The sequence below is a fragment of the Bradyrhizobium sp. SZCCHNGR1005 genome, from assembly GCF_032489995.1.
Classification (GTDB): domain Bacteria; phylum Pseudomonadota; class Alphaproteobacteria; order Rhizobiales; family Xanthobacteraceae; genus Bradyrhizobium.
The window spans coordinates 282,319-298,767 of the sequence record NZ_JAUEZC010000001.1 but is presented as its reverse complement, the minus strand read 5'-3'; the positions used below and the strand labels follow the sequence as shown (position 1 = coordinate 298,767).

Genomic DNA, 16,449 nt, shown 5'->3' with positions numbered 1-16,449 from the left:
ATGGCCGCAGCAACCGAAACATTGGTTGTGACCCGTGAGGGCATGACGCTGGACCTTCTCCTCTGGCAGCACTACCGGCGCGAGGTCCCGGGCCTCGTTGAGCAAACGCTTGACCGAAACCCGACGCTGCCGCGTCAAGGAGTGGTGATGGCCGTGGGCACGAAAGTGGTTGTCGTGGTGCCGCGGCCTCCGGAGGCGACGGCAACGAAGGTCATCTCGCTTTGGGATTGACGACATGGCTGTAAGACGCAAGGCCGCCTTCATGGTGACGGTTGGCGGCCGACCGGTTAGCTCTGCCTTCAATAGGCTGCTGACCGAAATTCAAGTCACCGACTCGGCGGGGCAGACGGCGGACACGGCAGCAATCTTGCTGTCGGACAAGGGCGGCGTGATCCTGCTGCCGTCAAAAAATGACCCGCTGCAAATTGCGCTCGGTTGGGAGGGCGGAACGCTCGGTGTCGTGTTCGATGGCAAGATTGAGGAGGTGCGCTCGACGGGCGGGCGGTCGCAAGGCCGAATGCTCTCGATCAGCGCCAAGTCTGCCGACACGGACAGCAAGATCAAGGAACACCGGGAAAAGCATTGGGACGATAGCACGCTCGGCGACGTCATGCAGGATGCCGGCAGCTATGCCGGCGTCTCGGTGCAGGTGCATCCGTCGCTGGCCTCGATCAAGCGCGATTGGTGGGGCATGAATGGGCAAAGCTTCATCGCGTTCGGCGACAAGATCGCCCGCGAGGTCGGCGGAATGTTCAAGATCAGGAACAACCAAGCCATCTTGGTGCCTCGCAATGAAGGCATTGGCGCCGGCGGCGCCGCGCTGACGACCATCACGGCACAATGGGGCAGGAACCTCATTGAATGGGACCTGACCCCGGCGCGCGGCCGGCCGCAGTTCTCCAGCTTCGTGACGCGCTGGTATGACTACACGAAAGCCAAATGGAATAGGAAATCGGTAGACGGGCAACAGGCGGCGCAAAGCGCCTCAACCGACCGATATTCCGAGTATGACGAAGACACGGCAGGCAACCGCGCAGGATCTTCGAAAAAGGGCGGAGACCGCGAAAAGGGCGGGGGCACTGTCGTGATTGACGGCGAGCCCAATGCCAAGGCTGAAGCCAATTGCAACGTCATCGGAGCTCGTCCCGGTATTGACGGCACCTACCGCATTGACAGCGCAAAACATCAGTACAGCCGCAGAGGCGGTTACGTCACGTCGCTAACGGTCAAGGAGCCGGACGGCGACGCGGGCACCGATGGCCGGACGCCAACCGATGGCGGCGGCGGATCATCAGGCGGCACCCCGGAAGCTGGTCAAGCCGCCGGCGCGGGCAACGTCGGCTAACTCAACACACGTTCAAATCACAGGACTGACCATGCGAATGCTTTTCGCAATGGTGGTGCTTTGCCTGATCGCAAGCAACGCCAGCGCTCGGCCGCGCGTGCATCACGCGCGGCACGATCACACGCACCACCATCATCACCACAAGCGGCATCACAAGGCGACGCCCTCGGCGGTCCCGGCGCATAGGGAGGCCATCGGCGGACGTCCGATGGCCTGCGCCGGCATCCCCTGGTGTGGCTGCTGGTTGCGGCTCCGTCACGGCCTCAATGACGTGCGGCTCAATCTCGCGGCGCGATGGGCGAGGCTGGGAAGCCCGGCAAGCACCTGTCGGCCGGGGCTCATTGCCGTGTGGCCGCATCACGTCGGCGAGGTCACGGCCTGCCTGGGTAATGGATCGATCCGGATGATTTCGGGAAATGACGGACACGCCGTGCGCGATCGCGTGCGGCCGCTGGGTCGCGCTGTTCTCCGCGACCTTCATTAAGGGGGACCATGAAAATCCGATTGGTTGAGGATTGGGAGCGCGTGCTGCGTCACGCGTGGTCAGTCCGATTGCTCGCGCTGTCGTTCCTATTCGACGGCCTTGAGGCGGCGTTCTCGGTGCTTGCCGACAACCCGCCGTTACCTCGCGGGACCTTCGCCCTGCTGTCGTTCTTCACGACCGTTGCAGCCGGCGCGTTCCGCTTCATCTCGCAAAAGGAATTCAGAAATGGCGAAAACTAGGAAGGTAGCGGGCTTGTCCGCCGCCGGCGCCGTGCTTGCAGGCGCGCTGGTGTCGCATTGGGAGGGCATGAACCTGACAGCGGTGCATCTGAGCTTTGATCCGCCGGGCGTCGTCACGGTGTGCGGCGGCATCACGAACTATGACTGGCCTTGGCTGAAGGTCGGCGACAAGTTCACCAAAGAGCAGTGCCAAAGCGCGTTGCAAGAAGCGGCAGAGCGCTACGCTGATAAGGTCGTCGTATGCGTGCCGTCGCTTCCGACCATGCCGCCGCATCGGCAGGCTGCTATTGCGTCGTTCGCGGTGAACCTCGGGCCGAGCAAGGTTTGCGGCACGTCGATTGCTAGCGACCTCAACGCTGGCCGGATCAAGCAAGCCTGTGACGCGATGGTGAAATACGTCAACGCGAACGGCAAGTTCCTGCAAGGTCTCTACAACCGCCGCACGGATGCCATGTGGGGTGAGCGGCCGTGGTGCTTGCGCGATGACTGATATGCTTTGGTCGCTCGCAACCTCGAATCTGGCGCTCGGCATCATCGGCTGTGTGTTGGCGGTGGCGCTGGTCATCGGCTTCATGCCGTTGCTGTCCTACTTTCCGGTGATCGGGCCTTATGTCCCGGTCTCCAAGCTCGTTGCGTTTCTCCTGTTCGGTCTCCTCTGCGCCCTGATTGATCGGCGCTCGGCCGATAGCCGCGAGCAGATAGCGACGCTGCAAAAAGACCTCGCGTTTTCGCAACTCCAATTGAACAACTCGAGCGCTGCGGCAGCGGACAAGGCGCGCCTTAATGAGGCGTCAAAAGCGGCTGCTGCAGCCGATGACCTGAAAGCAAAGACCTATGAGCAATGGCTTAAGACGCAGCCTGCCTCTCCGGCTGGTTGCGATGACCTGTCTGACGACGATGTGCGGTGGTTGCGCGACATGCAACCTCGCCGCGCTGCAGGCTCCATCAAAGCCGGCCATTAACCTGCCTCGCGATTGCGAGGACTTGGCGAGGGACCCGACCATTCCACAGCCGGTCAAGGGGCAGAGCCGCAAGGTGCTGTTGATGCGAACGCGCAAGGCGCTGGTTGAGGCGGCAGATAGCATCGGCGACACGCGGGAATGTCAGGCGCGGCAACGCGAGCGGCTGGCGAAAGGCGTATGGTGATGACGACGCACGATAATGCCGCGCTCGCGGCGGACGTTGCCCGATTGGAGGAAGGGCACGCCGCGGTGCGCGGCGAGGTCCGAGAGCTGAAATCCGACATGCGCTCTTTGGAGGGCAAGGTTGACAGCGGGTTCGCCATGCTCGGGCAGAAGCTGGACGCGAAGACAACGCCGCAATGGCAGCCAATCACCATCGCTGTGACCGTGCTGCTGTTTATTGGTGGCGTGTTCATTTCCTCGATCAAGGAAGCCCTCAACAAGAATGAGAACGCCTTGGCGGAGCTGCGCCGGGAGAATGAGGCCCGCATCATCAAGCTTTGGGACGCGGAGAATGCCACAGCGCGCGCGGTAGCGACCATGCAAGGGCAGTTTAATCCGCTGCCCGGCAAACCATAAAGCTGCTATCGCCCCGCACGTCGCAAGCATTGCAGCTGGCGATGTTTACAAAGAACGTGCGCGCGGCGGCGAGAGCCGCCGCCACAGAGGCGCGCTCGCGAAAGCTACTGGTCGACGTCGCTAAAGATTGAACGGGGATGAGGAGACGCGTTGCTTCTCGTATCCTCCGCGGGCGGCACGGTTACTTGGGATTGGGACCGTGAACGAGTGCTTTCGTCCAGTTCTTCCCACATCCAATCGTCGCGCTCGCGCTCTCGCTGGCGCTTTTCCTTATTTTCAGCGACTCTCTCGATCCCATTTTCAATTGAGTTACTGAGCATTTGTGCGCTTAGCAGCGCGTCAGAATCTTTATCATCGAGGAAATGCTGTAGATCAGTCACTGCCGAGGATAGATCCTCGAAGTTGTCACTTGGCTCAAGATCGAGATCGGCATCTTCGACGCACGTTTCGATGGCTTCCTCGTATTTGGGAATAAGCTCGTTCTTTATTCGAGAGACTAAGCCTAAAAGCGTTGATGTTGAAAAAAGCTCCAAGATGCGATCATCATCCAAGAACGAGACATCCATTTCGTCAAATAGATCGTCTTCGAGGACAGCGGCCATCGTTAGTCGCGCTTGTGGCGGAAGAATATTGAGGCTGTGGGCGCGTGCGCATGCGCGAAGTTTTGGATCATAACCAGCGCGATGACTAGCGATTGCTTTACGATCGAATAGTCCTGGAGCTTTGGCGAATAAAGCTCGGAGGACGGAATCTGATGCTTTATCAGCTAGAAAACTGAATAGCTGACGATTCAGGCCGGGTTCATCCGGTGTTTCGAGCAGGCGTTCCACCAAGAGACCATCGAGAGTTTCCGGTATTAGAACGAAATTGCCAATCACGGGTTCAGACACGCATGCGGTATTAGACAGAACGGTTTCGACCTTTACGCCGCGCAAATACAATTCACGCATTCCTTCGGTCTCACCGAGTGTAGAGGCGAGAGCGTCGGCAAGCGTTGGGTGCTTGAACGTCCAAAACAGTTGGCCGCCATCCGTTTTCTCCACGAGAAACGAGCCTTTCAGATGGCCAAGGGCCTCTCCGAGTGCTTCGCGATCTATATCGTAATGGCGGATGACAAGTTCCTGCATATTCGGAGACGGATTTCCAATGGCCATCTTGCCGCCATGTAAAAAAACCATCGTGAGCGCAGCGCGACTGTCCTTCGAGAGCTCTTTGATTGTTTCGTTTAAGAAAGTGCGATTGTCGCGGATAAAATGAAGGAGAGAGTCTCGAGTAAGTTGAACCCTCTGGGTATAGGCTCGGTCGCCGAGCTGCCGGGCGATCTCTGGGATTAATAGTGCTTCCCTAGCAAGTTCCTCCACGTGATTGTTTTTAAGATGCGTTTTCCAATGCTTTGGCTGATTGCCAGCTTTAATGTGATTGTAGAGAATCTGACTGCGCTCGCCCTGTGTCAGATCGCCAACCTGGACGATTGCGTCCTCGTTTCGAAAAAGTGGATGGTTGCGCGAGCCTAGCTTGGGCTTTGCAGCCTCGTAGATGTGCCGCCGCGATGTAAGAACGAACGAATTGCCTCCCACAATTGCTGCTTGAACTTTGGGCATCATTGTTATCCATGCATCGACGAAATCCTGCCTTAGCTGGTTTGGCCCAAACGCGTCATCAATCCAATACAGTGCCCCGCCTTCGTCAGGATTCCAGTTTGCCATCAGTTCAATAGGGCCATCTGCCTTGAAGCAACGATGGCGTGGGTTGTCAGCTGCGACTGTTGCTAAAACCGCCGCTATAGTTGACTTACCAGTCGCAGGGTCTCCGAGGAGCAAGACGATCTTGTGCTTTGCGAGCGAACGCACGGCTTTAACGTGTGGTGCGGTGGTTACATAGGTGCGCAGCGAGCTTTGGAGGTGACCAAGAACAGCTTTGGCCTGTTTTGCGCGCCGATCATCCAGGATGATTGAAAGATCGCCAAGGCCGTAGACAAGCGGCACGAGCGCGCGGAGCTTGCTGCTGCCGCGGATCACTCTCGTCAAAAATTCCTTCCCAAAAACGTGAGGGCGCTTTACGCCAAGTTCTCTTAACCGTTTCCGTACTTTGACGGCCGCCGGCGCGGAAACGGACATGTTCGTCATTAGTATGTATCGGTCAGAAAGCCCCGCTCGCGTTAGCTCTTCAATGTGTTCTTCCTCGATTGCCAAATCACTCGGCTTCAAGGTGCGGCTGGCAACCGCGCTAAATTTGCATTGGACCGTTGTGGGTTGTTCTACACCCCGCGCGTTTTTCGAGTTTAGAACGGCATCCTGGCCGTCGTCATGCGCTTCGCGGAAAACCTCTACCGGTGTACGGAGAACATCCTCCATGACATGTGCGCATAGGTCTTGAAATGCTTTCCAACCGATCGTGTGGAGGGCTAGGTCTCGGTAGGGACCTTGAGCTTGACCGCGAGATGCGGTTTGACCAATTTTTGGCACGCTCAAATAACTCCGTTTATCGTGTCCTTCGGTTGTATCGTTCGATACAATCAGGCACTGTCCTCTTTTCTCTGCTGTTTGGCGTGGGCCTCGATCAGGCGGCGTACCTGATCCGGCGTCAAAAGGCGCAACAGGATTGCGATGGGCATTGGGATATCTGTCGAATATCCACCCTCAGTTACCTTGAGCCATTTGCGGAGGGTGCTGGCGTTAACTCCGATCGCGCGAGCGAATGAAGTTTGAGACACCTCAAGCCGTTCGTCTAGATGCCACCGAGCCTCCTCCGGCCCCATGCGCGACACGTCAAGCGGCTTTTCCTTCGATCCCGACGCCATCGTTCCTTACCGATCCCTACGGCCGCAGCGTTGCCAGAACCATCCCTGCGCCGCGTCCCGCTCGTTCGATCCGCCGCTGTTGTCCAAGGCGCAGACATCGGCCATGAACCGTTGCAGAGCCTGATCTGGCTTGAGGCCTTCATCCCCGCATTTCTCGGCGAATTCGTTAGGTATGGCAATCGTGATGCGCATAGTTTCCCCCTCCTATCAATGCTGGTCGGCGTATTCGTTGGCGCCGCTCAAAATGGCGGCTATCTCCGCCCGGTCGCTCCAATCGTGGATGACGTCGCAGCCGTTGCCCCAAATGAAGGTGACGGAGCCGATGCGGCCTCCCGGCCCGGTTCGGAAGGTCAAGACGTCGCAATCGGTCGAAAACATCGCCTCCAGCACCTGCCGCTTGCTGTAGCAGCGCTTCAAGGTGGTTTCTCCGCCGTCATAGACGTCGATAGTGTAGCCGGCGGCGAGTGCGTCGCTGATGACGCGGTCGGCAATGCGCTTTTCAAGGTCCAAGGTACTCATGGCGTCGGGTCTCAGTTGAAGAAAGATGTTGTGGTCGATGATGAAGCCAATGGCGGCCCCAAGGGGGGCCGACAACGGGGGGTGTAAACGTTGATGGGTATCAGTCCTCTGTGCCTTCGTCGTCTCCGCCCATCGCGGTGCACTCCATGGAGACTTCGCAGTCTCCACATATGAGGCTTGCCGACGCCTTGGCCCATGCCTTCGCGCTGCAATCGGGGCACACGAACGCGGCTTTGCTCGCTGCCTTCTTCGCCCGCTTCTTCTTCGTCTCCTCCGACTCCTCCCAAAGATCGGCGAACAGGGCGCCGATGCCCTGTGCCTCCAGCTCAGCGAAGGCAAGATCAAACGAGCCGCCCTCAACAATGTAGTGGGTCATCTGCTGCCCGGTTTCTTTCCCGCCCGGCGCGCCAGTGTTGGACGGATAAAGGCCGATGGCTTTCATCTTCGTGCCCCATTCCTTGTTGTGGTAGCCGTTGCGCGAGGGCGAACCGAAGTTCTGTTGCCACAGGTGCGCCATCTCATGGGCGAGCGTTGAAAGGATTTGCTTGACCGTGCGGCGGGCGAAGGTGGTCGGGTTGAGCGCGATTTCGTGCACGACGTTTTCGCCATCCAGGGTGCCAAACCGCTCCGGAGCAAAGAAGCCGAGCGCACCCTTGTGACGCTGCAGGGTGATCAGGCAGCGGGGAAGCTCGTTGCCGAACAGCCGCTCATTGAAGAAATCATAGGCCTTGTCAAAGCCGCCGTAGGTGTGCCCGGTCGGGTTCATGGCGGGGGAGGTTTCGAGGAACATTGTCTGCCTTGCATCTCAGCCGCGCTCTAGTCACGCTGACCGTGAAATGAGAGATAGCGAAATATTCGCTATACGTCAAGTACAGATTGCATCGGACGATACAAAACGCTTCCCCTGGTCCGTCACCAGCCGCGGCGGATCAGGGGTGTAGGCGATGGCGGGACGCGCACCGCTATTGCTTGCGGCGGATATCGCGCGTCGTGATATACGCTGCGCAGTCAAGCGGTCGCTGATGATGAATGCCGATTAGTTGAGGTCGGAAGCCGAGACCGTTCGTGGACTCCACCTCAAACGTTCGATAGCGGGCGAGTCATCGTAACGGAATCGGAGGTCGAACGGTGCAGGGCGTTGAGTGCGTCGCCTACTATCGGGTATCGACGGCGTGGCAGGGGCGTTCGGGCTTGGGATTGTCCGCAGCGTAGCGGCTTCACTGAAGCTTTGTTCCGGTTCTTCTCCTTCGCGGCCGACGCCACCACGCAACGATGGCCGGGGAGACCGCAAGGTGCTCGGAAAAATTCGGTGTCGCCGGCAATAAAAAAACCCGCCTTGTGGGCGGGTCTTTGTCTCAGGCGACGGCCTATCAGGCCGCCATTGCTTTCTTTGCAGCAAGCGCGAGGAAGCCCGATCGCGTATAGCCTTCGTGCTCGGCGTGGGCGTCGATCGCGCTAAGGACATCGGCGGGCAGGGTGATGTTTACCCGCACGCTCTTGACCTCCGCCGCCGGGGCCTCGATCAAGACGGCCACGGCGTCCTTGTTCTGGGCGTCGGCCATGATCTCCTCAAGGCTCGACGGATCTGGAACGGCCTCTCCGTCTTCGGCCATACCCCGGAGATGAAGGGCAAGGGCTTCAACCGCCATGGCCCGGGCTTCGTCTACAGTGCTGCCGGCGGAGATCACGCCGGGAAGATCGGGAAAGGAAACGCCGTAGTCGCTATCGGCGTCCTTATGGATGAGAGCGATATAGTGCCTCATTGGACTTTTTCCTATGTCAGGGCGAGCCGCGATGGCTCGGCAGTGCCCGGCCTCCGCCGGGGTGGTCTCCGGCCTCCGCCGGACTGGTCAGAGCCGGCGAGGCGCCGGCTGCTGTCACTTCAACTTCAAGCCCGATTGCTTTTCGATGCTCTTGAGCGTTCCTATCGGGATGTCCTTTTTTGGGTGCGGAACAGTTACTCGGCCTTTCTTCTCTGGGTGCTTGAATTGAACGTGGCTCCCCTCTTGAGCAACCTGGGTCCAACCGTCTGCCTTCAAGGCTGAAATAATGTCCGCTGATTTCATGTGTGTACATGTACACACTTATACGGTGCTCGTCAAGTGTATAAATACACACTGTACGGTATCGGTTCCATCCAACTTGCAGACTGGACTCTGTGTTCCTTTTTTGTTCTAATTCGCCAATCCAGAATTTAGCGGGATTAGGCCATGGCGGAATTGGACCGCATCAATGGCGAGATCGAGCGCGCCCGCAAGGCTGTCGCCCGTCTGCGCCGGGACATCGCGGCTCTCAAGAGGGCCAACAGGGCCACGGCTGTGACCGAGGCGGACTTGAACCTGGTTTTGAAGCGCGTCGATGCCCTCATTGGCGAGCGCAATAGGCTGCAGGCTCTGGTGATGCGCCCGGTAACAAGGCCCCGCGTGCTCGGTGGTCGCAAGTGGTGATGCGCCGCCTCGAAAGTCCGTGGTTCATTGAGGAGTTTCCAAGCTCCTTCGTGATCCGGACGGCTAACGCCTTGGTCGTGTCCGTCATCTATGCGGATGAGGAGTCCAAGCGCGCCGGCTTGTCCCTGACGCATAAGGAGGCTCGCTGGGTTGCGCTCGCAATTTCGCGCTTGCCGGAATTGCTCGACCTTGAGCGCGATGTTCGCCGCAGCGAGCCGGGCTCGGATGACGACCTTGAGGGCGAGGCCTAGTGTCGCCGTTCGTGCGCCGGCAGCTATTGCAGGCCTTCCTATGCGCCGGGCTTCTCGCGGCCTATTGGTTGTCGACCGCGCTGCAATCGCCAACCGCGACTCGTGCTGTTGCCGGAACCGAGTTGAAACCCGGCTCCGCCGCGAGGTAGCTTGGTTGTAACCGCAATGGAGAGGGCGACGCGATGGCCGGTGATGATGAGGCGGAGCGCTTTAGCAAGGCTATAGACGACATGCTTGAGGTGGACGAGTTCAAGAAGAGCCTCCCCGGGGGATTTCCCGGCATGCCGGCTGTTGATGTTGATGTGAAAAAGGCACGGGACGCGCTCGAAAAGGCTGGCGACGATATCGGCACAGGTTCCGAGCCGGATAGCGGCGAGACGTCGCAGGAATAAACGCCTAGCGGATGATCCTGGCGGGCTTAGCCTTCTTGAGCCGGGCTTTCTTCGGCCTGGGTTTCTCATGGTTCAAGGCCTGCATCATCCCGATATGGGCAAGCATGGTTGGCCCCGTTTTGCTCTCGACCACCAAGAGCAGGGCCTGTGCAGCCGCCTGCCAATAGTCCTTAGCCTGCTCGCTTTCGGACAAGCCGCGGATGTACTCGCCGGCATCGCGCAGGGTGACTAGCTTCCGGCCGTCGGGCAGGGTGATCGGGCTATCGAAATGGCGGGACCAAGACACAACGCAATTCGGAGCGGGGAGGGCTCAGTCGAACCGCCAGATGATAGCGGAAACCACCAGCGCGAGGGTGGTAGCGGAGGCCTCTCGTTGCTCCGCATGAAGACTTTGCGCCACAGTTCGCGTCAGTTGGTTAGGTCCTACCACCTCGCCAGTGCGGTGAATATTTCGGCGCGGCAGGAGATTGGCCTTCTGAATCACCCGCTAACGTATTGAAACTACTGGGGATGAAATCTGCGTCATATTCAGAATTGGCGTTGATTTTACAGCGGACACCCGCAGCTTTTGATTCCGCCATTCGGAGGTTCGATCCCTCCCGCCCCAGCCAGTTCGCCGATCTCGGGAACGATCGGCCGTCGCTGCTCGTTAATCCTTCATGATGACGAGCATCTCCAAGGACACCCGCGACATCCGCTCCGGCGCCTACGACCCCATCAACAAGGATGGCTTGCCGCAAGGCCACCAGGTGAAGGACGCGACCACGCCGCGCCAGCGCGAGCAATGGGGCGCCGATGTGCGCGCCGAGCCGCTGCCGGGCACCGAGCCGGTGTTGCCGGAAGGGTTGCTCCGCGAACGGCGCGATCCGCTCAATCGACGCACCGGCCGGCGCGCAACGGATTAGGCGCGCTGCGGCCAAGGCGGATCGATCGGCGGGTGGTTTTAGCGGCGCGGCGAACCGCGTTTGCCCTCGCGCAGCGGCCGTGTTGCAAATATTTGAAGGTTAAAATATCGTCCCGCATCGAATGGTCGGCAGATGCGAGGAGGACGCGCATGTCGGGTTTGCCTGTTTCGGCCCATGCGCTGGTCACCGGCGGTGGCCGCGGCATCGGTCGCGAGATCGCGCGTGTCCTGAAACAGGCCGGCGCCACCGTCACGATCGTCGGTCGCAATGCCGCAACTTTAGAAGAGGCGGTCGCGGGTGGCTGCGCCGATCATGCCGCGGTGGCTGATGTCGCCGACCAGGCGGCGCTGAACGCCGCGGTGGCGGGCGCCGCGGCACGGCAGCCGATCGATATTTTGATCGCGAATGCGGGCAGCGCGGAATCCGCGCCGTTCGTGAAGTCGGATGCGGCGCTGTTTCGTCGCATGATCGACGTCAATCTCATGGGCGTTGTGCATGCCGTGCAGGCGGTGCTGCCCGCGATGAAGGAGAGGCCTTACGGCCGCATCGTCACGGTGGCTTCGACCGCCGGACTGAAAGGCTACGCTTACGTCACCGCGTACGCGGCGGCCAAGCACGCGGTGATCGGCCTGACCCGGTCGCTGGCACTTGAGCTCGCAGCGACAGGCGTCACCGTCAACGCGGTCTGCCCGGGCTTCACCGACACCGATCTCGTGGCCGGCAGCATCGAGACCATCATGAAAAAGACCGGCCGCAGCCGCGAGCAGGCCGCCGCCGAGCTCGCCAGGCACAATCCGCAAGGACGCCTCGTCACGCCGCAGGAGGTCGCCGACACCGTGTTGTGGCTCTGTGGCGAGCACGCCAGCGCGATCACCGGCCAGGCGATTGCGGTGGCCGGCGGCGAGATTTGAAGCGGGTCGAGGGATAGGAAGCAGAGGGAGTATTCATGATGAGACCGGCCAATCCCGTCACCGTGCCGTTGGCGGACTACAAGCCGAGCCATTTCCTGCTGACGGTGACGGACCGGGTCGCGACCGTGACGCTGAACCGTCCCGAGCGGAAGAACCCGCTGACCTTCGAGAGCTATCGCGAACTGACCGACTTCTTTCGTGCCTGCGCGTTCGACGATGAAGTGAAGGCGATCGTGGTGACCGGCGCCGGCGGCAATTTCTCCTCCGGCGGCGACGTGTTCGAGATCATCGGCCCGCTGGTGCAGATGGATACCAAGGGGTTGACCGCTTTTACCCGCATGACCGGCGATCTGGTCAAGGCGATGCGAGCCTGTCCGCAGCCGATCTTAGCTGCCGTCGAGGGAATCTGCGCCGGCGCCGGCGCGATCGTCGCGATGGCGTCGGACATCAGGCTTGCCGCCGCGAGCGCCAAGGTGGCTTTCCTGTTCAACAAGGTCGGGCTCGCCGGCTGCGACATGGGCGCTTGCGCGATCCTGCCGCGCATCATCGGCCAGTCGCGCGCCGCCGAGCTGCTCTACACCGGGCGCTTCATGAGCGCGGAAGAGGGCGAACGCTGGGGCTTTTTCAGCCGCCTCGTCGCGCCGAGCGAGGTGCTGTCCCAGGCTGAGGCGATGGCGCGCGAGATCGCGCATGGGCCGACCTTTGCCAATACCATGACGAAGCGCATGCTGGCGATGGAATGGGCGATGTCGGTGGAGGAGGCGATCGAAGCGGAGGCAGTTGCCCAGGCGTTGTGCATGACCACAGAGGATTTCAAGCGCGCCTTCGAAGCGTTCGCCGCCAAGACCAAGCCGGTATTTCAAGGCAATTGACGGTGCCGAGTGGGCGGGGGACTTGTCAGAATATATTTTAGGTTTAAAATAATTCGAGGTTGGCTCGGCATCGGTCGGGAGGCATGAATGAAGATCGCGATCATCGGCGGTGGACCGGCTGGTCTCTATGCGGCGATCCTGCTCAAGAAGCAGCGCCCGAGTGCCGACATCGCGGTCTACGAACGCAACCGCGCCGATGACACCTTCGGTTTCGGCGTGGTGTTTTCCGACGCGACGCTCGACAATTTCGAGAAATACGATCTGCCGAGCTACCGTCGCATCACCGAGGAATTCGCCTATTGGGACGATATCGCTGTCCACTTCCGCGGCACCGTGCATCGCGTCGGCGGCAATGGCTTTTGCGGCTGCTCGCGCCGGACTTTGCTGACGATCCTGCAGGAGCGCGCACGCGAACTCGGCGTTGTCATCCATTTCGAGGTTGAGATCGATGATGAGGCGCGGTTTGCCGATGCGGATCTCATCATCCTCGCCGACGGCATCAACAGCCGTTTCCGCGAGAAATATTTCGACCACTTCCAGCCCGAGGTCGATCTCCGCAGCAACAAGTTCGCCTGGATGGGGTCGACCAAGCCGCTCGATGCCTTCACCTTCATTTTCCAGGAGACCGAATGGGGCCCGTTCATCGCGCACGCTTATCAGTACGAAGCGGGCCGTTCGACCTGGATTTTCGAGACCGATCCTGAGACGTTCGTGCGCGCCGGGCTCACCGGCCTTGATGAGCGGCAGTCTGCCGATCGGATGAAGGAGATCTTCGGCTGGTTCCTGGGCGATCACCCGCTCCTGACCAACCGTTCGATGTGGCGCAATTTCCCGATGATCCGCAACAAGCGCTGGGTCAAGGGCAACATGGTGCTGCTCGGCGATGCCAAGGCCAGCGCGCATTTCTCGATCGGTTCGGGTACCAAGCTCGCGATGGAGGACGCGATCGCGCTGGCGGATGCCATGCAACATGCGCCTGATGTCATGGCTGCGCTCGATGTCTATGAGCACGGACGGCGCGAGGAGGTCGAGAAGACCCAGCATGCCGCCGACGTTTCGCTGGTCTGGTTCGAGCACGTCGACCGGTTCTGGGATTTCGATCCGGTGCAGTTCGCCTTCGGCGTGATGACGCGCTCCAAGGCGATCACCTATGACAATCTGACACTACGTGCGCCTGATTTCGTCGCCGAGGTCGACAAGGCGTTCGCTCGCCAGGTTCGCGCCAAGGGTTTTGACGTCGATGTCGGAAAGCCGGCGGCGCCGATGTTTCAGCCGCTGCGTCTGCGCGAGATGACGCTGGCGAACCGTGCGGTGGTCTCGCCGATGTGCATGTATTCGGCGGCTGAGGGTGTGCCGGGCGACTTTCATCTTGTGCATTACGGCTCGCGCGCAATCGGTGGCGCCGGATTGATCTTCACAGAGATGACCTGCGTCGGCCGCGACGCGCGGATCACGCCCGGCTGCGCCGGCTTGTGGAACGATGAGCAGGAAGCGGCGTGGAAGCGGATCGTCGATTTCGTCCACGCCAATTCGCACGCGAAATTTGCGCTGCAGCTTGGCCATGCTGGCCGCAAGGGCGCGACCAAGCTGATGTGGGACGGCATCGATCGGCCGCTGGAAGAGGGCGGCTGGGAAGTGGTGTCGGCATCGCCATTGCCCTATTTCCCGGACAGCCAGGTGCCGCGCGAACTCGACCGCGCGGCGATGGATCGAATCAAGGCCGAGTTCGTCGCGGCGACCGAGCGCGGCGTGGCCTGCGGCTTCGACATGCTGGAGCTGCATTGCGCCCATGGCTACCTGCTCGCGAGTTTCATCTCGCCGCTGACGAACAAGCGGACCGACGCGTATGGCGGCTCGCTGGAGAACCGGCTGCGCTTTCCGCTCGAAGTCTTCAGCGCGATGCGCGCCGCCTGGCCGGCGCATAAGCCGATGTCGGTGCGCCTCTCCGCCACCGACTGGGCCGAGGGCGGCATCACAGGCGATGATGCGGTGCTGATCGCGCGGGCCTTTGCCGAGGCGGGCGTCGATCTCGTCGACGTCTCCACGGGGCAGACCGTGCGCGACGCTCAGCCAGTCTATGGCCGCATGTTCCAGACTCCGTTCTCCGATCAGGTCCGCAACGAGGCGCGCGTCGCCACCATGTGCGTCGGCAACATCACCACGGCCGACCAGGTCAATACGATCCTCGCCGCCGGCCGCGCTGACCTCGTCGCGCTCGGACGGCCGCATCTGGTCGATCCGTCCTTCACCATCAAGGCTGCTGCCTGGTACGGCGCGGAGGTGTACTGCCCGCCGCAATATCTGCCGGGCAAAGAGCAGATCTTCCGCAACAGCGTGCGCGATCGGCAGGATTTCGAGGACCTGAAAATTAAGGCTAAGCCGAAGACCCGGGCCGAGCTGAAATTGGCGGCGACGAAGCCGCTTGCGGCGGAGTAAGCCGCCGTGCCACGCTGGTGCCGGCGAGGTCTTGTGCGAGTGGAGTAGAGGCGATGAAGGCGATCATCGTGGGCGGCGGTATCGGCGGACTGACCACCGCGTTGATGTTGCGGGCGCGCGGCATCGATTGCGAGCTGTTCGAACAGGCCGATGCGATCCGCGAGCTTGGCGTCGGCATCAACACCTTGCCGCATGCGATCCGCGAGCTGGCACAGCTCGGGTTGCTCGATCGGCTCGACCAGGCCGCCATCCGCACTTACGAGCTGTTCTACTTGACCCGTCACGGCCAGCAGGTCTGGCACGAAAAGCGCGGGCTCGACGCCGGCCATGACGTGCCGCAATTCTCGATCCACCGCGGCCGGCTGCAGGGTGTCATCCATCAGGCGGTGCTGGAGCGGCTCGGACCGGAGAAGGTTCACACCGGCTGCCGACTTGGATCCTTCACCGAGGATGAGGGCGGGGTGGCCGCCTATTTCTTCGACCGCTCCGGTGCTCATGTTCATACCGCGCGGGGCGATATTCTGATTGGCGCCGACGGCATCCATTCCAAGGTGCGGCAGACCTTGTTCCCGAACGAAGGCCCGCCGTGCTGGAACGGGCTGATGCTGTGGCGCGGCGCGACCGACTGGCCGGTGTTCCTGACCGGGCAGTCGATGATTATCGCCGGCGGGCTCAACGCCAAGGCCGTGATCTATCCGATCGCGGAAGGCTCGAGCCCGGCCACGCGGCTCACCAACTGGGCGGTCTTGGTGCGCATCGGCGATGCCAACACCGCGCCGCCGCGCCGCGAGGACTGGTCGCGGCTCGGCCGGGCCGACGAACTGATGCCGCATGTCGCGGGCTTCCATATTCCCCAGCTCGATTTCGGCGCGCTGGTGCGCGCGACGCCGGAGTTCTGGGAATATCCCTGCTGCGACCGCGATCCCTTGCCCTATTGGAGCAGTGGCCGGGTGACGCTGCTCGGTGACGCCGCCCATCCGATGTATCCGGTCGGATCGAATGGCGCCTCGCAGGCCATCCTCGATGCACGCGCCTTGGCCGATGCGCTGGCGCAGGCCGAGCATCCGCGCCAGGCGCTGATGGCCTATCAGCAGAAACGGCTGCCGATGACCGCCGATATCGTCGCCTCGAATCGCCGCGGCGGCCCGGAGGGGGTGATCGATGCGGTCGAGCAGCTCGCACCGCAAGGCTTCAGCGACGTCGACACCATTCTCAACTTTGAGGCCCGCGAGGCGATCGTGCGCGGCTATGCCGCCCGGGCCGGCTTTGCCGCGCGCATGCTGACGCGGCAAGCCTCTTGATCCCTC

The 16,449-nt window shown here is 61.1% G+C and carries 23 protein-coding genes; 15 read left to right on the top strand and 8 right to left on the bottom strand.

Annotated elements, in window-relative coordinates; genetic code table 11:
* The 7 genes from QXZ85_RS01340 to QXZ85_RS01310 all read left to right on the top strand — a co-directional run bounded on the left by QXZ85_RS01340 (nucleotide 1) and on the right by QXZ85_RS01310 (nucleotide 3,609).
* Nucleotides 1-231, top strand: coding sequence for a tail protein X (locus QXZ85_RS01340; RefSeq protein ID WP_316173600.1), 231 nt, complete (start codon nucleotides 1-3; stop codon nucleotides 229-231).
* A 31-nt stretch (nucleotides 232-262) separates the two neighbouring features.
* Nucleotides 263-1,345, top strand: a complete 1,083-nt coding sequence (locus QXZ85_RS01335) for a late control protein (RefSeq protein WP_316173601.1) — start codon at nucleotides 263-265, stop codon at nucleotides 1,343-1,345.
* Between the two features lie 31 nt (nucleotides 1,346-1,376).
* Nucleotides 1,377-1,829 carry a hypothetical protein gene (locus QXZ85_RS01330; RefSeq protein WP_316173603.1) on the top strand — a complete coding sequence of 151 codons (453 nt, stop codon included), beginning with the start codon at nucleotides 1,377-1,379 and terminating at the stop codon, nucleotides 1,827-1,829.
* An 8-nt stretch (nucleotides 1,830-1,837) separates the two neighbouring features.
* A complete protein-coding gene (locus tag QXZ85_RS01325) occupies nucleotides 1,838-2,068 on the top strand; it encodes a hypothetical protein (protein WP_316173604.1) in 231 nt (76 codons plus the stop codon).
* 13 nt (nucleotides 2,069-2,081) lie between these two features.
* Complete coding sequence (locus QXZ85_RS01320) at nucleotides 2,082-2,558, top strand: lysozyme (RefSeq protein WP_316173605.1); 477 nt, start codon at nucleotides 2,082-2,084, stop codon at nucleotides 2,556-2,558.
* A gap of 1 nt (nucleotide 2,559) precedes the next feature.
* Complete coding sequence (locus QXZ85_RS01315; RefSeq protein ID WP_316173607.1) at nucleotides 2,560-3,030, top strand: hypothetical protein; 471 nt, start codon at nucleotides 2,560-2,562, stop codon at nucleotides 3,028-3,030.
* Between the two features lie 177 nt (nucleotides 3,031-3,207).
* Nucleotides 3,208-3,609: a hypothetical protein gene (locus tag QXZ85_RS01310; protein WP_316173608.1), complete on the top strand. Its 402-nt coding sequence runs from the start codon at nucleotides 3,208-3,210 to the stop codon at nucleotides 3,607-3,609.
* A gap of 104 nt (nucleotides 3,610-3,713) precedes the next feature.
* On the opposite strand, the gene QXZ85_RS01305 is transcribed toward QXZ85_RS01310, so the two are convergent.
* The 7 genes from QXZ85_RS01305 to QXZ85_RS01275 all read right to left on the bottom strand — a co-directional run bounded on the left by QXZ85_RS01305 (nucleotide 3,714) and on the right by QXZ85_RS01275 (nucleotide 8,994).
* A complete protein-coding gene (locus QXZ85_RS01305; RefSeq protein WP_316173610.1) occupies nucleotides 3,714-5,963 on the bottom strand; it encodes a hypothetical protein in 2,250 nt (749 codons plus the stop codon).
* A 161-nt stretch (nucleotides 5,964-6,124) separates the two neighbouring features.
* Complete coding sequence (locus QXZ85_RS01300) at nucleotides 6,125-6,409, bottom strand: hypothetical protein (RefSeq protein WP_316173612.1); 285 nt, start codon at nucleotides 6,407-6,409, stop codon at nucleotides 6,125-6,127.
* 6 nt (nucleotides 6,410-6,415) lie between these two features.
* Nucleotides 6,416-6,601: a hypothetical protein gene (locus tag QXZ85_RS01295; protein ID WP_316173614.1), complete on the bottom strand. Its 186-nt coding sequence runs from the start codon at nucleotides 6,599-6,601 to the stop codon at nucleotides 6,416-6,418.
* A 15-nt stretch (nucleotides 6,602-6,616) separates the two neighbouring features.
* On the bottom strand, nucleotides 6,617-6,928 hold the full coding sequence (locus QXZ85_RS01290; protein WP_316173616.1) for a hypothetical protein: 312 nt from the start codon (nucleotides 6,926-6,928) through the stop codon (nucleotides 6,617-6,619).
* Between the two features lie 100 nt (nucleotides 6,929-7,028).
* Nucleotides 7,029-7,718, bottom strand: a complete 690-nt coding sequence (locus tag QXZ85_RS01285) for a SprT-like domain-containing protein (RefSeq protein ID WP_316173618.1) — start codon at nucleotides 7,716-7,718, stop codon at nucleotides 7,029-7,031.
* A 580-nt stretch (nucleotides 7,719-8,298) separates the two neighbouring features.
* On the bottom strand, nucleotides 8,299-8,691 hold the full coding sequence (locus QXZ85_RS01280; RefSeq protein ID WP_316173620.1) for a type II toxin-antitoxin system HicB family antitoxin: 393 nt from the start codon (nucleotides 8,689-8,691) through the stop codon (nucleotides 8,299-8,301).
* Between the two features lie 114 nt (nucleotides 8,692-8,805).
* Nucleotides 8,806-8,994, bottom strand: a complete 189-nt coding sequence (locus tag QXZ85_RS01275) for a type II toxin-antitoxin system HicA family toxin (protein ID WP_315762014.1) — start codon at nucleotides 8,992-8,994, stop codon at nucleotides 8,806-8,808.
* Nucleotides 8,995-9,138: 144 nt separating this feature from the next.
* Here QXZ85_RS01275 and QXZ85_RS01270 point away from each other — a divergent pair, with 144 nt between their 5' ends.
* The 3 genes from QXZ85_RS01270 to QXZ85_RS01260 all read left to right on the top strand — a co-directional run bounded on the left by QXZ85_RS01270 (nucleotide 9,139) and on the right by QXZ85_RS01260 (nucleotide 10,018).
* Nucleotides 9,139-9,375 carry a hypothetical protein gene (locus QXZ85_RS01270; protein WP_316173622.1) on the top strand — a complete coding sequence of 79 codons (237 nt, stop codon included), beginning with the start codon at nucleotides 9,139-9,141 and terminating at the stop codon, nucleotides 9,373-9,375.
* A gap of 50 nt (nucleotides 9,376-9,425) precedes the next feature.
* Nucleotides 9,426-9,626: a hypothetical protein gene (locus tag QXZ85_RS01265; RefSeq protein WP_316173623.1), complete on the top strand. Its 201-nt coding sequence runs from the start codon at nucleotides 9,426-9,428 to the stop codon at nucleotides 9,624-9,626.
* 182 nt (nucleotides 9,627-9,808) lie between these two features.
* Entirely contained in the window at nucleotides 9,809-10,018 is a 210-nt protein-coding gene (locus tag QXZ85_RS01260) for a hypothetical protein (protein ID WP_316173625.1), read from the top strand.
* A gap of 4 nt (nucleotides 10,019-10,022) precedes the next feature.
* Here the strand turns inward: QXZ85_RS01260 and QXZ85_RS01255 are convergent, their stop codons facing one another.
* The gene (locus QXZ85_RS01255) at nucleotides 10,023-10,304 is read right to left on the bottom strand and encodes a hypothetical protein (RefSeq protein WP_316173628.1); all 282 of its coding nucleotides are present in this window, start codon (nucleotides 10,302-10,304) and stop codon (nucleotides 10,023-10,025) included.
* A gap of 373 nt (nucleotides 10,305-10,677) precedes the next feature.
* On the opposite strand from QXZ85_RS01255, the gene QXZ85_RS01250 reads away from it, so the two are divergent.
* The 5 genes from QXZ85_RS01250 (at nucleotide 10,678) to QXZ85_RS01230 (ending at nucleotide 16,443) form a co-directional block, all read left to right on the top strand.
* On the top strand, nucleotides 10,678-10,923 hold the full coding sequence (locus QXZ85_RS01250; protein ID WP_315765057.1) for a hypothetical protein: 246 nt from the start codon (nucleotides 10,678-10,680) through the stop codon (nucleotides 10,921-10,923).
* Nucleotides 10,924-11,072: 149 nt separating this feature from the next.
* Nucleotides 11,073-11,834 carry an SDR family oxidoreductase gene (locus QXZ85_RS01245; protein WP_315706983.1) on the top strand — a complete coding sequence of 254 codons (762 nt, stop codon included), beginning with the start codon at nucleotides 11,073-11,075 and terminating at the stop codon, nucleotides 11,832-11,834.
* A gap of 35 nt (nucleotides 11,835-11,869) precedes the next feature.
* Nucleotides 11,870-12,706, top strand: coding sequence for an enoyl-CoA hydratase family protein (locus QXZ85_RS01240; protein WP_315706984.1), 837 nt, complete (start codon nucleotides 11,870-11,872; stop codon nucleotides 12,704-12,706).
* Nucleotides 12,707-12,793: 87 nt separating this feature from the next.
* Nucleotides 12,794-15,142 carry a bifunctional salicylyl-CoA 5-hydroxylase/oxidoreductase gene (locus tag QXZ85_RS01235; protein WP_316173630.1) on the top strand — a complete coding sequence of 783 codons (2,349 nt, stop codon included), beginning with the start codon at nucleotides 12,794-12,796 and terminating at the stop codon, nucleotides 15,140-15,142.
* 53 nt (nucleotides 15,143-15,195) lie between these two features.
* Nucleotides 15,196-16,443, top strand: a complete 1,248-nt coding sequence (locus QXZ85_RS01230; protein WP_316173632.1) for a flavin-dependent oxidoreductase — start codon at nucleotides 15,196-15,198, stop codon at nucleotides 16,441-16,443.
* Nucleotides 16,444-16,449 lie beyond the last annotated feature (6 nt).

Coding starts and splice junctions, on each gene's coding strand:
- QXZ85_RS01340 (WP_316173600.1), top strand. CDS start 1: ATGGCCGCAGCAACCGAAACATTGGTTGTGACCCGTGAGGGCATGACG.
- QXZ85_RS01335 (WP_316173601.1), top strand. CDS start 263: ATGGTGACGGTTGGCGGCCGACCGGTTAGCTCTGCCTTCAATAGGCTG.
- QXZ85_RS01330 (WP_316173603.1), top strand. CDS start 1,377: ATGCGAATGCTTTTCGCAATGGTGGTGCTTTGCCTGATCGCAAGCAAC.
- QXZ85_RS01325 (WP_316173604.1), top strand. CDS start 1,838: ATGAAAATCCGATTGGTTGAGGATTGGGAGCGCGTGCTGCGTCACGCG.
- QXZ85_RS01315 (WP_316173607.1), top strand. CDS start 2,560: ATGCTTTGGTCGCTCGCAACCTCGAATCTGGCGCTCGGCATCATCGGC.
- QXZ85_RS01310 (WP_316173608.1), top strand. CDS start 3,208: ATGGTGATGACGACGCACGATAATGCCGCGCTCGCGGCGGACGTTGCC.
- QXZ85_RS01305 (WP_316173610.1), bottom strand. CDS start 5,963: ATGGAGGATGTTCTCCGTACACCGGTAGAGGTTTTCCGCGAAGCGCAT.
- QXZ85_RS01300 (WP_316173612.1), bottom strand. CDS start 6,409: ATGGCGTCGGGATCGAAGGAAAAGCCGCTTGACGTGTCGCGCATGGGG.
- QXZ85_RS01295 (WP_316173614.1), bottom strand. CDS start 6,601: ATGCGCATCACGATTGCCATACCTAACGAATTCGCCGAGAAATGCGGG.
- QXZ85_RS01290 (WP_316173616.1), bottom strand. CDS start 6,928: ATGAGTACCTTGGACCTTGAAAAGCGCATTGCCGACCGCGTCATCAGC.
- QXZ85_RS01285 (WP_316173618.1), bottom strand. CDS start 7,718: ATGTTCCTCGAAACCTCCCCCGCCATGAACCCGACCGGGCACACCTAC.
- QXZ85_RS01280 (WP_316173620.1), bottom strand. CDS start 8,691: ATGAGGCACTATATCGCTCTCATCCATAAGGACGCCGATAGCGACTAC.
- QXZ85_RS01275 (WP_315762014.1), bottom strand. CDS start 8,994: ATGAAATCAGCGGACATTATTTCAGCCTTGAAGGCAGACGGTTGGACC.
- QXZ85_RS01270 (WP_316173622.1), top strand. CDS start 9,139: ATGGCGGAATTGGACCGCATCAATGGCGAGATCGAGCGCGCCCGCAAG.
- QXZ85_RS01260 (WP_316173625.1), top strand. CDS start 9,809: ATGGCCGGTGATGATGAGGCGGAGCGCTTTAGCAAGGCTATAGACGAC.
- QXZ85_RS01250 (WP_315765057.1), top strand. CDS start 10,678: ATGATGACGAGCATCTCCAAGGACACCCGCGACATCCGCTCCGGCGCC.
- QXZ85_RS01245 (WP_315706983.1), top strand. CDS start 11,073: ATGTCGGGTTTGCCTGTTTCGGCCCATGCGCTGGTCACCGGCGGTGGC.
- QXZ85_RS01240 (WP_315706984.1), top strand. CDS start 11,870: ATGATGAGACCGGCCAATCCCGTCACCGTGCCGTTGGCGGACTACAAG.
- QXZ85_RS01235 (WP_316173630.1), top strand. CDS start 12,794: ATGAAGATCGCGATCATCGGCGGTGGACCGGCTGGTCTCTATGCGGCG.
- QXZ85_RS01230 (WP_316173632.1), top strand. CDS start 15,196: ATGAAGGCGATCATCGTGGGCGGCGGTATCGGCGGACTGACCACCGCG.